This window comes from Cyanobacteria bacterium GSL.Bin1 (assembly GCA_009909085.1).
Taxonomy (GTDB): Bacteria; Cyanobacteriota; Cyanobacteriia; order Cyanobacteriales; family Rubidibacteraceae; genus Halothece.
Genome location: JAAANX010000103.1, coordinates 1 through 13,289, shown reverse-complemented (window position 1 = coordinate 13,289; position 13,289 = coordinate 1). Strand labels below are relative to the sequence as shown.

The 13,289-nt window shown below is 43.8% G+C and carries 16 protein-coding genes and 2 pseudogenes; 13 read left to right on the top strand and 5 right to left on the bottom strand.

Translation table 11 applies throughout. The features are described 5' to 3' along the window. Positions 1-374 precede the first annotated feature (374 nt). Positions 375-1,322: a Dam family site-specific DNA-(adenine-N6)-methyltransferase gene (locus GVY04_14035; GenBank protein ID NBD17211.1), complete on the top strand. Its 948-nt coding sequence runs from the start codon at positions 375-377 to the stop codon at positions 1,320-1,322. A 415-nt stretch (positions 1,323-1,737) separates the two neighbouring features. Further along, positions 1,738-1,965 (top strand): HNH nuclease, encoded by a 228-nt coding sequence (locus tag GVY04_14030; GenBank protein ID NBD17210.1) that lies wholly within the window; start codon positions 1,738-1,740, stop codon positions 1,963-1,965. Positions 1,966-2,268: 303 nt separating this feature from the next. On the opposite strand, the gene GVY04_14025 is transcribed toward GVY04_14030, so the two are convergent. Then, entirely contained in the window at positions 2,269-2,550 is a 282-nt protein-coding gene (locus GVY04_14025; protein ID NBD17209.1) for a hypothetical protein, read from the bottom strand. A 3-nt stretch (positions 2,551-2,553) separates the two neighbouring features. Between GVY04_14025 and GVY04_14020 the strand changes: the two are divergent. The 6 genes and pseudogenes from GVY04_14020 (at position 2,554) to GVY04_13995 (ending at position 5,572) form a co-directional block, all read left to right on the top strand. After that, a pseudogene (locus tag GVY04_14020) lies at positions 2,554-2,721 on the top strand (DNA-binding protein). A gap of 20 nt (positions 2,722-2,741) precedes the next feature. Continuing rightward, positions 2,742-2,933 carry a hypothetical protein gene (locus tag GVY04_14015; protein ID NBD17208.1) on the top strand — a complete coding sequence of 64 codons (192 nt, stop codon included), beginning with the start codon at positions 2,742-2,744 and terminating at the stop codon, positions 2,931-2,933. Positions 2,934-3,302: 369 nt separating this feature from the next. After that, on the top strand, positions 3,303-4,118 hold the full coding sequence (locus GVY04_14010; GenBank protein NBD17207.1) for a hypothetical protein: 816 nt from the start codon (positions 3,303-3,305) through the stop codon (positions 4,116-4,118). 156 nt (positions 4,119-4,274) lie between these two features. After that, complete coding sequence (locus GVY04_14005; GenBank protein NBD17206.1) at positions 4,275-4,637, top strand: hypothetical protein; 363 nt, start codon at positions 4,275-4,277, stop codon at positions 4,635-4,637. A gap of 375 nt (positions 4,638-5,012) precedes the next feature. Next, entirely contained in the window at positions 5,013-5,243 is a 231-nt protein-coding gene (locus GVY04_14000; protein NBD17205.1) for a DUF433 domain-containing protein, read from the top strand. Next, on the top strand, positions 5,240-5,572 hold the full coding sequence (locus tag GVY04_13995) for a hypothetical protein (protein ID NBD17204.1): 333 nt from the start codon (positions 5,240-5,242) through the stop codon (positions 5,570-5,572). Before GVY04_14000 ends, GVY04_13995 begins: the two co-directional genes overlap by 4 nt. Positions 5,573-6,112: 540 nt before the next feature. Here GVY04_13995 and GVY04_13990 read toward each other — a convergent pair. The 4 genes and pseudogenes from GVY04_13990 to GVY04_13975 all read right to left on the bottom strand — a co-directional run bounded on the left by GVY04_13990 (position 6,113) and on the right by GVY04_13975 (position 9,826). Beyond that, a pseudogene (locus tag GVY04_13990) lies at positions 6,113-6,765 on the bottom strand (transposase). 174 nt (positions 6,766-6,939) lie between these two features. After that, positions 6,940-8,358 carry an NAD synthetase gene (locus GVY04_13985; protein ID NBD17203.1) on the bottom strand — a complete coding sequence of 473 codons (1,419 nt, stop codon included), beginning with the start codon at positions 8,356-8,358 and terminating at the stop codon, positions 6,940-6,942. Between the two features lie 16 nt (positions 8,359-8,374). Next, complete coding sequence (locus GVY04_13980; GenBank protein ID NBD17202.1) at positions 8,375-8,656, bottom strand: NAD(P) transhydrogenase subunit alpha; 282 nt, start codon at positions 8,654-8,656, stop codon at positions 8,375-8,377. A gap of 18 nt (positions 8,657-8,674) precedes the next feature. Then, positions 8,675-9,826 carry a Re/Si-specific NAD(P)(+) transhydrogenase subunit alpha gene (locus GVY04_13975; GenBank protein ID NBD17201.1) on the bottom strand — a complete coding sequence of 384 codons (1,152 nt, stop codon included), beginning with the start codon at positions 9,824-9,826 and terminating at the stop codon, positions 8,675-8,677. 249 nt (positions 9,827-10,075) lie between these two features. On the opposite strand from GVY04_13975, the gene GVY04_13970 reads away from it, so the two are divergent. The 5 genes from GVY04_13970 to GVY04_13950 all read left to right on the top strand — a co-directional run. After that, entirely contained in the window at positions 10,076-10,531 is a 456-nt protein-coding gene (locus GVY04_13970; GenBank protein NBD17200.1) for a hypothetical protein, read from the top strand. Between the two features lie 46 nt (positions 10,532-10,577). Then, positions 10,578-11,474: a histidine kinase gene (locus GVY04_13965; protein NBD17199.1), complete on the top strand. Its 897-nt coding sequence runs from the start codon at positions 10,578-10,580 to the stop codon at positions 11,472-11,474. A gap of 116 nt (positions 11,475-11,590) precedes the next feature. Next, on the top strand, positions 11,591-11,872 hold the full coding sequence (locus GVY04_13960) for a hypothetical protein (protein NBD17198.1): 282 nt from the start codon (positions 11,591-11,593) through the stop codon (positions 11,870-11,872). Positions 11,873-11,892: 20 nt separating this feature from the next. Beyond that, positions 11,893-12,255 (top strand): cupin domain-containing protein, encoded by a 363-nt coding sequence (locus GVY04_13955; protein ID NBD17197.1) that lies wholly within the window; start codon positions 11,893-11,895, stop codon positions 12,253-12,255. A gap of 135 nt (positions 12,256-12,390) precedes the next feature. After that, positions 12,391-13,289: ATP-grasp domain-containing protein (locus tag GVY04_13950; protein ID NBD17196.1), on the top strand; the 899-nt coding region annotated here is incomplete at its 3' end.

Genomic DNA, 13,289 nt, shown 5'->3' with positions numbered 1-13,289 from the left:
TTGGATTTTTTTGAATGTAACTCCAAGTATATTTCATCGCACACCACACAAATTTTGTTTCAATCTTACCATGTTATTGCTATTATGGAGATGTCTAATGAGTTGTCTTTGTTACGCAGAAATAACACTCTTTTTTGAATTTTGTAACAAACGGAATATTTCTGGATATTATCCTCTATGAGGTGAATATATAGAAAATTTAGGCTTTTTGTCATCTAGGAAGTGATAGGATAGAAAGCTTCAGTCTAATAAAATAAATAGTTAGCCGTCTTAGGCTTCAGCCTCGTCCCCTGTCCCGATTGGAAAGCTGAAGTTAAGCGACAAGCTAAAATATCGTGGTAAACTGCTGCAAGATCATTTGTTCTTATATGGCGATGGCGAATCTACCACACTTTATTCAATATCAAGGTAGCAAAAGGAATCTTGCTAAACACATCCTCCAGTTTTTCCCGAAAAAGGTCAGTAGGTTGGTAGAGCCTTTTGCTGGAACTGCTGCGATTAGTGTTGCTACGTCTGCAAGTCAGATTACCCAAAGTTTTTGGTTAAATGATCTGAACAAGCCGCTAATCGAGCTACTGGAACTGTCTATAGAAAGACCAGACGAAATAGTAGATTTTTACTTAAAGCTATGGAATGAGCAACATACTAATTCTGTAGCCCATTATTTTGAAGTTAGGTCAAAATTCAATGAGACTAATGATCCAAGATTATTCCTTTATCTGCTAGCAAGATGTGTTAAAGGTTCGGTTCGCTACAACTCTGAAGGATTGTTCAACCAAAGTCCGGACAAAAGGCGCAAAGGAACACGACCTGAGACAATGAGAAAAAATATAGCAGGTGTGTCTAGTCTGCTAAAAGGCAAATGCAAGTTTACGAGTTTAGATTATCGAGAAGTATTAGAGCAAGTCCAGAAAGGTGATTTTATTTATATGGACCCTCCGTACCAAGGTGTATGCGGAAATAGAGATTCAAGGTATCTGTCTGGGATAAATTTCGATGATTTTGTGTTAGCTCTTGAGGAGTTAAATCGAAAAGGAGCTGCGTTTGCTATCAGTTATGACGGTAAATTGGGTAATAAGGCTTTTGGCAAGGTTCTTCCTGAACGCTTAAATCTTGAAAGAATCGAAATCGAAGTTGGTAGGTCTTCACAGTCTACATTACTGGGCAAAGAAGAAACGACAATCGAGTCACTGTACTTGTCGCCAAGTTTATCCACAAGCTTAACGAATACTAAAATCTGTGATTTTAAGTATATTGACAAGAAACCAAAGCAGCTAACCCTCTTGGAAAAGCATGGAGAATTCTCAGCAGCTACCCGATGACTTTTTGGAACTTTGCCGCTCTGTAACAGCAAAACGACCAAAGACGGTCATTGATCACATCTTGCAACACGGATTTATTACAACTGAGGAATTGAAAGAAACCTACGGTTATAACCATGCTCCAAGAGCAGCTAGAGATGTCAGAGAGAATGGTATCCCGTTAGAAACCTTTTATGTCACCGGAAATGACGGCAGAAGAATAGCTGCATATCGATTTGGAGATATTAGCAAAGCAAGATTCACTCGCCTCTCTGGAAGAACAGGTTTATCCAAGCAAATTAAAGATGCACTGATTAGCAGATACGGATGCAGGTGTTTTATTTATCTTGAAGAGGTAGATGAACGCGAGTTACAAATCGATCATCGTGTTCCTTTTGAAGTTGATGGTGAGCCAGATCTAGCCCCAGAAAATTTCATGTTACTTTGTGGCTCTGCTAACCGGGCTAAATCTTTGTCATGCGAACATTGCGAAAACTGGAACAGCATTAAGGATAAGTCTATTTGTCTATCCTGTTACTGGGCGTATCCAGAAAGCTATGAGCATATTGCAATGCGGCAGGTCAGAAGAATAGATCTGCTTTGGGAAGGAAATGACATTGAGATTTATGAAAGGCTCAAGCAAAGGGCTCTCAACGTGGAGTAAAGAACTTCCTGAGTTTGTCAAAGATATTATTGAGCGTGAGATCGAACGTAATGGCGACGGCTAACACTACGTTGGTGCGGACGGCACCGAGGTTATCGATGAGTCTCCGAGGTTATCTGCCGCCCCACAACTTCACCGTTCGACCGCTAGGGTATCGGTGGGGAGTGTGGTTGCAAGGTTATCTGTTTGAGCCAAATTTTGAAGTTTTGCTCTTTAGTGAATCACCTAGAGAATAATTCATTCAAGCCTTACTTTAACTACTTTTTTCAGCAAGTTCCCCGTATGCACTCCCCCACAAGCAGGTCAATCCCATTGCATCTCTAAAGGTAGTTGCTGATCAAGATGTTTTTGAATTTTGCTAAAGAGTAGAGTCTTAAAGCTATAGTGCAAAGCTGTTTCAGGTGTACAGTTAGGGCTAAGAGCTTTGTGGGCAAAGTGTGGGCGTTTCCGTGTTCCTTTGCGAAGTATAAGAGCTTGGCTACAGGCAGGACAGGCGTATGAGGTTCCTTTCTCAGCGTCAACTGCCTTAATTAGTTGCCCTGCTGATGTTCTACCGATCGAATAAAGAATGTCTTTAGAGATCATACACCCAAAGCTGCTGACAATGCCCTTCATATTGCGGTTGTTACAATCTATGGCTTGGACTATTTGCTAACGTGCAACTGTAAACATATCGCAAACGCTCAAATTCAGAAAAAGTTGGCTCAGATTAGTTTTGATGGTGGGTACGAGTTGCCCACAGTTTGTACACCCTAGGAGTTAATGGGAGTTTAGAAATGTGGAGAGATGAGATTTTAGAGGAAATTTATAGGATTCGAGAGGAACATGCAAAGGCATTCAATTATGATTTGAAGGCGATTTGTGATGACTTACAGAAACGACAAGCAGCAAGTGGTAGGAAAATCATTTCTAAACCTCTTCGACAGCCTCGCCAACGCCATAACAAGTCGCTGCATCCGACCGGATAAAAGCTATTTGCTGAGAGTCAAAGGTTGTTGACGGCGTGTGAGCTGAGTCATTGATAAGCCTTTAATGCTCAGAAAAAGATCTCTTAAAATACTAATAACCAACTGTGCCGGATCAGTAGATAATAAGAGAAGATGCCCTTGCGGAAACTCTCGCGCTAAATATCGGGCAAAACTGCAAAAAAGTGTCGTCAGTGTGTAATGGCGCACTGTTCGAGGTTCGGTAGCTTGAGGTTGTCGGTGAGATGCTAGTTTGAGGTTAGTGGTGGAGAGATCATGGCTGAACCAGTGTTATTAAATCAGTCAGAAAGGACTCGAAACAGTCCATTAGTTAGTGTTTGAGGGAGGGTTTCTCGGAAAATGCTAAGCTTAATGGAACTCTTCAAAACGATCCCCGGTTTTTTGTGCGGTTTAATCGGGAGTTTCCTTGTTCTATTTATGGCTCCGTTTGCCATGCTTTCTGGTTACTGGAAGGTTGGCATCTGGTTCATCGGGATTGGTTTTGTTACTGTAGCGATTGCTGATTGGTTGAAGGTATCGCCAGGGATTCTGCTCTCGTTGCTAGGACTGAATCTTGCTGGTTTTCTAGCGTTGTATGCTTGGACGCTCCCAGTGATGCGCCATCTCCCAAAAATCAATTCTGTGAATAATGTGACAACGATCGGGGAGGCGGTGAGTACCAGTCAAGCAACAAACTTAAAAGGATGGTTGCTGGTTGAATATGTCCAAAATCTGACTGCCAGAAAGTTTTCCTACTCTCGTTGCAACCCTTGGGATTCTCCTGCAAGAGCCTTTCAACGAGGCATGGGATATTGCCAACAACAGGCACTTGCCTTGCAGGAAATTTATCATCGGTTGGGAATCAATTCACGAATAGTGCATGCCCTGTGCAAGTTTCCAGCTTCAGAGATCGATGGATTGCTACAGCCTGAACGCATGATCAGTCACAGTTGGTTAAAAGTTCAGGTTGACAATCAGGAATTAGATGTTTGTCCTGGGAATGTAGGCAACCGACCTGGGATGGTTGATTTTGAGATTCTTTCATCAGCAAGGACCTTGTATACGATTCTTCAACCCTTTACTCATTTGGGTTCCGTAATCATTAACATGATGTTGGAGCGGCAACAAAGTTATCTACTAGAGCTGTGGGTGTCGGTTTTGCAAGATAGGAGCAATGAGCATTCCTGAAATAGAAAGGATGAAGGAATACCGCCGCATAACAATCCCGTTGCACACCGACCGTATGGAGATGGTCGGTTACTGCAACAGCAGCCTTCTTTATTCTTTTAGGGGAAGGACACATTCAAGAATCATTGATCTTCACGGCGGAACTTGGAAGGTAAAATGAAACCAGCATCCCCATCAACGCTGATTATCGGTTATGGCAATGCCTTCCGTCGAGATGATGGCGTTGGCTTAAAAGTCGCCACAGAAGCTCAAACATTGGGGTTTTCTAAGACGCGATCGCTGCTATGCCATCAACTGACACCTGAACTGGCTGCCACGATTGCCGAAGTGGATCGCGTGATCTTTGTGGATGCAGGGATTAATTCTGATCCGGTTCAATTCCAAGCGATTCAGCCGGAAGATGCAACCGGAACCCAGATGGGGCATTTTTGCGATGCGCGATGCCCAAACGGCTGTGGCTTCGCCACATCGCGCCTTTGGGCGCTGCCAGATGCAATCACTACTTGCGCGGACAGATAAAGGCTGCTAGTACTGAGTTCAAGGTTACCTACCGCCATTGTGTTTTGCCGTTAGAATTTAGCTAAGTATCTTAATAGGAGAATCTCATGAACATTATTAGGGTTGCAGGATTCTTGGGTAATGTAGGGTTTGGAGTGATCAAAAACTCGGGTCAAATACTTTAGAGGGAGGGCAAGCAGTTGTAGGTATAGTCACTGAAAGTGACGAACTTGTAGAGAGCGGAGTCAAAAACATGGGAAGAGGAACTCTAGGTTTAGGTATTGGTGGAGGTATGAAGAAACTTCGTGGCGAGAAGTCTGACGAGGATAGTGATGTGGATGTAGATCTCTAAACTTTAACTGAGAATAAAACTGAGAATCAATTAGTTAACCGGCTATGAATTATAGAGATTACATTACGATCGAACCAAACAAACGCGGTGGCAAACCTTGTGTACGTGGCTTGCGAATTACCGTTTATGAGGTGCTTGAATACCTGGCTTCTGAGATGACTGAAGCAGAAATTCTTGATGATTTTCCCGATCTAACGCGAGAAGATTTAAAGGCTTGTATCGCCTATGCTGCTGACCGTGAACGTCGGTTTATGGCTGCTTCATCATCCGCATGAAATTACTATTTGATGAAAACTTGTCGCCTAAACTGCCGAACCGATTGAGCGATCTTTTCCCAGGCTCTCTTCATGTTCGAGATGTAGGAATGAAAGCGACAATCGACCCGATAGTTTGGGATTATGCAAAAAATAACAATTTGATGATTGTCTCGAAAGATGCTGATATGCACGATCTGAGTTTAGTATTTGGGAACCCACCTAAAGTCATTTGGCTCCGACTTGGAAACTGCTCGACATTACAAGTTGAAAATTTACTGCGTCGGAATAGTGATGCGATAAAATTGTTTTATGAAGATGAAAACTCATCGTTGCTTGCCCTCTCCTAATAAACTAGATTTTCTTGGGAAGTAATAGTTCTCCTTAAATCGTTTTTTTTGGTTTGGTGTCTTGTTTTTCAAGGCTTTTGGTCATTTTCTAACACCTCAGCAGTTGTCAATTGTTATAAGGTTGCAGGATGAATTGGCATGGAGTTGGTTTTTACATGAGCAATGGCAAAACAACCAAAACCTTGTGAATACTGCCAAACGGTTGTTAGTTTACGCTACCGCATTCAGTTTGACCAGAGCAATTGCTGGTATTTAGTCTGCCCAGATTGTTGGCCAAAACTCAGTGCGAATAATCTTTACTATCGTTACGGTGGAACTTGGAAGGCAAAATGAAACCGCACCCCAAGCTTGGTTAATTAGGGCTTGCTGAAAAAGTCGCGATCGATTGACCCTTCGAGTCAATTACAGCAAAAGAGAAATAACACATCAGGTGAGAGCATTATTTTAATAAAGAAAACTTATTTTAATTTCATTTCGTATAAATTTTAGTAAAGCTAAAAGGAGTTTTTGCCAAAATAGATTAAAAAGAAGATAAGACACCCTTGTCAACAGAGTGTTTAAATTCATCACTAAAAAAGTAAGAGCAATTGCTGTTTCCGAACTAGAAGGTAATTTCATCATCACCTGATTTAAACTAAATCTTCTCTTTCCTTGACCAAATTTCCCCTCAACTCGCGCGTTCCCTAGCGCCGTGCGACGGCGCGGGGTCGCTCGTCGATTTCATTTCTAATTCTTTCATCTAATCGGGCTTGTTTCTTTTCTTCTAAGCTGACTTTTTTGGGTGGTCTTCCTAAACGAGGACCGCTAATTCTAATTCCTCTTGCCTTACACCAAGCTCGGTTTTCCTGTGTTCGATAAATTTTGTCAACATGAACCGATTCCGGGTAACATCCTGTATAAGTTCTAAAGGCTTCGATTTGAGTTTTAAAGTCTTTTGATTCGTTGTAATTCTCCCAACTTAAATGATCTAAAAAGACATACCCATCAAAACAACTAGCGGAAAGTTTGGCACCAAACTCTACCGCTTGTCCAGCTTTTCCTCTCACAATTGGACGCACATGGGGCTGGCTTAAACTGACAATCCGATTATCAATTCTTCTTTGATTGTTCTCAAACATTATTCCTTGCTGACGAGCCACTTCCTGGACGACTAACAAACGTTTATACTGTCTTTTGCTCAGAAGAGTTAGAGAACCCATTTTGCTTTGATTGCTTCTCTATTCCTTGTCGGCTCTACACTTCAGCTTAATTCAGCAAGCCCTAACTATGGTTAATTTCAAGTTTTGTAACAGCATCAGGAATCGCTTTAAGAAAAGAACGCCCCAGCATTAGACTGGAGCGTCACTCAACAGATTAGAAAGTTAGCTTTAGAGCTGTTTTACTTCCGAGACTAATTGGGTAAGCATATCTTTCGCGCTACCGAAGAGCATCGTCGTTTTATCTTTGAAAAAGAGTTCGTTCTGAATCCCGGAGAAACCCGTTCCTAAACTCCGCTTAATGACAATGGTTTGTTTTGCCTTATCTACTTCTAGAATCGGCATCCCATAAATCGGGCTTCCCTGGTCATGACGGGCACCGGGGTTCACCACATCATTAGCACCCACCACTAACGCCACATCCGTTTGTTCAAATTGCGGGTTAATGTCATCCATATCATAGAGTTGCGTGTAAGGAACATTCGCTTCGGCGAGTAAAACGTTCATGTGTCCTGGCATTCTTCCCGCAACCGGGTGAATCGCATATTTCACTTCCACGCCCCCTTGTTCAAGGAGAATCGCTAATTCCTGAATCGCTTGCTGGGCTTGGGCAACCGCCATGCCATAACCCGGCACAATCACTACCGAACGGGCGTAGCGGAGCATCATCGCTGCTTCTTCAGAACCAATGCTACGGACCACTTTATCGCCTAAGTCCGCACCAACAGCGCCGGGAACACCACCGGCGTCACCGCCGCCAAACGCACCAAAGAGAACGCTGGCTAAAGAGCGGTTCATGCCTTTACACATGATTTCGGTAAGGATTAAACCGGATGCCCCGACTAACGCTCCGGCAATAATCAGCATATTGTTCATGACGACGAAACCTGCTGCACTGGCTGCTAAACCAGATAGAGAGTTTAATAGCGAAATGACAACGGGCATATCGCCACCGCCAATAGGAAGGACAAAGAGAATCCCAAACAAGCTCGCCAGTCCAATCATGGTGAAGAAGGCCGCTTGATCAGCTGGGTTGGCAATTAAAAACGCACTGCTGACAATAAAGGCACCCGCGATCGCGATGTTAATGGGTTGTTGCAAAGGGAAAGTCACGGGTTTTCCGGTAATAATCCCCTGTAGCTTGCCTACTGCCACTAAGCTACCCGTCAAGGTTGCCCCACCGATAAAAATCCCGAGAATCACGGTAATGGTCGCGTCAAGGGGCACTCCTGCTTCTGAGTGGACTAGTCGCCAAAATTCGCCCATCGCAACTAATGCTGAGGCCGCACCTCCTAAGCCGTTGAGGAAGCCAACCATTTGTGGCATTGCTGTCATGGCAACGGTTTTGGCAATAATCGCACCAATCACTGATCCAACAGCGACTCCAATGAGCACCCATTGGTAATTAAGAATTTGTTGATCCAGCAGGGTAACCACGACGGCAAGAAGCATCCCTGTTGCAGATAAAACGTTCCCATTACGAGCTGTCGCTGGGGACCCTAATTTCTTTAAGCCAAGAATAAACAGGGAAGCCGCAACTAAGTAGCTAATTTGAATCCCTGTGGGTAAAAATGTTGTTAAGTCGTTCACTTAAGATTTAGCCTCCTTATTTTTTAAACATTTGCAGCATCCGATCAGTGACGAGAAACCCGCCGACGACATTGATTGTGGCTAGGATAACGGCAATAAAGCCCATAATAGTCGTGACTGTACTATTGCCACCGGCGCCGGCGATCAGCACCGCACCAATGACAGTAATACCGGAAATAGCATTAGCACCTGACATGAGGGGAGTGTGTAGCGTTGGGGGAACTTTATTAATCACTTCAAACCCGACAAAAGCAGCCAGGACAAATACAAATAAACTGGCAATGAGTGTTGTTTCCATCGTTATTTCCTCGCGTATTTAGACTTTTGATTCGGTTTTCGCTGCTAAGATATCTTTCACTCGTTGGTTGCGCAGTTCGCCATCATGAGTGAGACAAATGCTATTGATGATGTCATCTTCAAAATCCAGTTGCATTTGTTCCTCTTTCACCAGATATTGCAACAGGGTCGAAACGTTCTTACTATACATCTGGCTAGCGTGAATCGGTAGGGAAGAGGGCAAGTTAATCGGTCCAATGACCGTCACTCCCGGCTCAACTTGAATATCTTTTCCGGCTTCGGTGGGTTCGCAGTTTCCACCCTGCTCTCCAGCCAGATCAACGATAACAGAACCGGGTCTCATTTGCTTGATCATGTCATTGGTCACCAATTGCGGAGCACGTTTACCTTGGACTTGTGCGGTTGTAATCACGACATCAGCTTTTGCCACGTGCTTGGCAATCAGTTCTTGGGACTGTTGTTTGGCATCTTTGGAAACTTCTTTGGCATAACCATCTTTAGTAGTGGTTTCTTCTTCAAAGGACATTTCCACGAAATCTGCGCCCAGACTTTGTACTTGTTCTTTCACTTCTGGGCGAATATCAAAGGCTTCCACCAATGCTCCTAAACGACGCGCAGTAGCAATGGCTTGTAAACCGGCTACCCCAACCCCAATGATAAAAACGGTGGCTGGGCGAATGGTTCCTGCCGCAGTCGTCAACATCGGGAAGAATTTTGGCAATGCTGTTGCCCCTAGTAATACTGCTTTGTAACCCGCAATATTGCCTTGGGAAGAGAGTGCATCCATACTTTGGGCACGGCTAGTCCGAGGCATGAGTTCGAGGGCAAAGCTATTAATCCCTTGTTCTGCTAGGGTTTGAATCAATTCCGGCTTGCCTAACGGGTCGAGTAAACCAATCACTGATTTTCCTTTTGGCAGGAGGGGGAGTTCTTCTTCTTTGAGTGCGGAGACTTTAGTGATAATATCAGCACTTTGCCATAAAGTTGCTTTATCAGTGATAATAGTAGCACCGGCTTCTTCATAAGCGCGATCGCTAAAAAAGGCTGCTTCTCCTGCCCCAGCTTCGACCTGAATCTCCCAGCCTTGTTTGACTAAACGGGAGACAATATCAGGGATTAGCGCCACTCGGCGCTCTCCCACTTCAATTTCTTTGGTAACTGCTATTTTCATATTTGATTGGATCTCTCTACAAGTCCTCAATAAATTGACAACAAATGATCTATTTTTAATTTCTACAAGCAAGTTGTCAAATATCTTAATATATTCAACGCTCAAGAGAGGGTGAATTTTAGGTTATCTTAGAGTTTTGACCGATCAAATTGGCTCGGAATCAGGGGTAAAGGAAAGGGAGGTCAGGTCATGAAAGTTTTTCAACCTCAGCACTTGCGCTTTGGGTTTAAGCAACCGCCTGTTTTAACCATTGGTCACCAGCTTCGGCTTATTTTCATCTTACTGCTTGTGGTTTTGTTGACAGCTTGTGGTGGCAATACCCCACCGAAAGGGTTAGCGCCGGGGCGAGAAATTATTAAGCACGCGATCGCGCGCCAACTCACTCTGACCGAAGATCGTTTAAACACCCAACTGGACCGTTCCACCCCTACCAACTTTGACGTCAAAAATCTTAAGGTCAAAACGCTGAATCCCCTTTATATCGCTGATTTACCCACTTATGAAGTCAGTGGCACGTATACCCTTAAACTCAATTTGCCTCGTCAAGAGATTACGCAACAGAAGAATGAGTTTGACATTTATCTACAGCGGCAAGCGGAGGGTAAAACTTGGCGTTTACTGATCCGCGACAAAACTGCTTCTGGCTCTTCCGAAGAAAAAAGTGAAGAACAAGTCACGGCTTGGGCAAGTTATCTCATCACGTGAACAGGGTAGGATAAAAACATTGGGATCTAGCCAAGGTAAGGTTATTATGAGCGATAATCAACAACGCATCCTCGGGTATTTTATTGAAGAGGCGAAAGAACATCTAGAAACACTCGAACAAGGACTACTGAACCTATCGAGTGCGAGTGAAGATTCAGAACAAATTGATGAATTATTTCGGGCGGCCCACTCCATTAAAGGAGGCGGGGCAATGTTGGGCTATGGCAGCATCCAAAAAACGGCTCACCGTCTTGAAGATGCCTTTAAGGTGTTTCGGGATGGCAAAGTCAATGTTGATGAAAAACTCGAGTCACTGTTTCTTTCTGCTTTTGATGTACTAAAAGATTTGATCGCGCGCTTGCAATCGCCAGAGGGCTTGAGTGAAGGCCAAGGCAAAGAACTCGTTAAAGGGGCAGAATCTCAATTTAAGGAATTACAGGAACATTTAGATCAATGTGCCGATGTAAAAGCAGTAATCGCTGATCTCGGCGGAGCTGCAACCGCTGAACCCACAACTGCGATTGAAAATCAGGTCATTGAGATCCGACCGCTGTTACGAGAAATGTTGCAATTATTTAAAGGAGAGGACACTGTTGAGACGCGCCAAACTTTGTCACAAATTTGTCATCGTGCTAAAGGATTAGCAGAGGATGATCCGAACTGGCGACAATTGGTTGAGACAGCCAACAGCGCGATCGTCAATCCAAAACACTCCTATCGTACCCTTGCCCCAGTCGTAATTAAAGAACTCAAACAAGGGGCAGATTGCATCGAACTCGAGCAACCCCAAGCAATCAAAATTGGCGAAAGCTTGAATCGTCTAGCCAATGCTTCTATCCCTCATGTCTTAATTCCAGCCGAGCCCCAAGCCGCAGCCGCACTCCTTAAACGCATCTTTAACCAACAACAACTATCAGAACTCAAAGAGAAGATTAGTGTCTAAACTCCATCTCCATTACTTGACTTAATCTTCCAGGGATGCTCTGTGATACGATAAAGAATTGGTAATTTTCACCGAGCGTGATGAGCCAAGAACAGCAATTAATCCCTGGTTTTGTTTTGATTACATTCCTCAACACCCTACTTTCATTACTGCAACCCTTTTTGGTTCCCCTGTGCTTTGTTTTGGCTTGGGGGTTCACCATTCTGCTGATTTGGACACTGCTCAGTGCCATCTATAGCGCTGTGAGACGAGGTGAAACCATGCACAAAATTCCCTGTGCAAATTGTCAATTTTTTACCAATGATCACCGACTGAAATGCACTATTCAACCGCTGATTGCCAACACAGAACAAGCCATTAATTGTCAAGATTATTCGCCGCGATCAGGTTTGAATTGAACATAAGGATTTAGGAAAAGATGTTAGTAAGAAAACTCAACGAATGCGAAGAATTTACAGCGGGGGATGGCACAATTTTACGAGAATTGTTACATCCGGATAAGCAGCCTTTAGAGCTACGCTATAGTCTCGCTCATGCCATTGTCCCAATTGGTCAAACGTCTATTCCCCACTCCTTAACGACCTCCGAAGTTTATTACATTATGCAAGGCAAAGGGGAAATGCACATAGATAACGAAAGCCAAGTGATTGAGCCAGGAGATGCCATTTATATTCCCCCCAATGCACGTCAATATGTCCATAATTGTGGCGATGAACCATTAGTATTTGTTTGTATGGTCGATCCAGCTTGGCGGGAAGAAGACGAAACAATTTATGAGTGATGAGCGATGATTGGTTGAGAGTTTGATTGACAACATCTTAATTCGGTTGATGTGACTAATTGGTCAAGGGTCACTGGTTAGAGTTATTGCTTCGGAGAAAAAACAACTTTAATATCTGCATTTTTATAGTTACCAATGTCCTTTTCTAAAATCCTAATTGCGAATCGTGGGGAAATTGCCCTGCGAATTTTACATAGTTGTGAAGAACTCGGCATTACCACCGTTGCCGTACACTCTACCATTGACCGTAATGCGCTTCATGTTCAATTGGCTGACGAAAGTGTCTGCATTGGCGAACCGCCTTCGAGTAAAAGTTACCTGAATATTCCTAACCTGATTGCTGCTGCCCTGACTCGTAACGCAACTGCCATTCATCCCGGATATGGGTTTTTAGCCGAAAACGCCAGATTCTCTGAAATTTGCGCTGATCATCAAATTCACTTCATTGGACCGACGCCGGCTGCCATTCGCGCAATGGGAGACAAATCAACAGCAAAAGAAACCATGCAAAAAGCAGGGGTTCCGGTGGTTCCCGGTAGTGATGGCTTATTAGCTGATGAAACAACGGCTTATCGCGTTGCTCGAAACATTGGCTTCCCAGTCATGCTGAAAGCCACTGCTGGTGGGGGAGGGCGGGGAATGCGTTTAGTCCACCATGAAGGCGAGTTAAGTAAGCTCTTTCAAGCGGCGAAGGGAGAGTCAGAAGCTGCTTTTGGTAATGGTGGTGTCTACTTAGAAAAATTTATTGAACGTCCCCGTCATATTGAATTTCAAATCCTCGCTGATCAGTATGGGAATGTCATACACTTGGGAGAAAGAGACTGTTCCATTCAGCGTCGTCACCAAAAATTACTTGAAGAGTCACCGAGTCCGGTTTTAGATGCTAACTTACGGCAAAAAATGGGAAAAGCAGCCGTGAAAGCAGCCCAGTCCATTAACTATGTCGGTGCAGGAACAGTAGAATTTCTCTTGGATGCTCATGGTCACTTCTACTTCATGGAAATGAATACCCGCATTCAAGTGGAACATCCGGT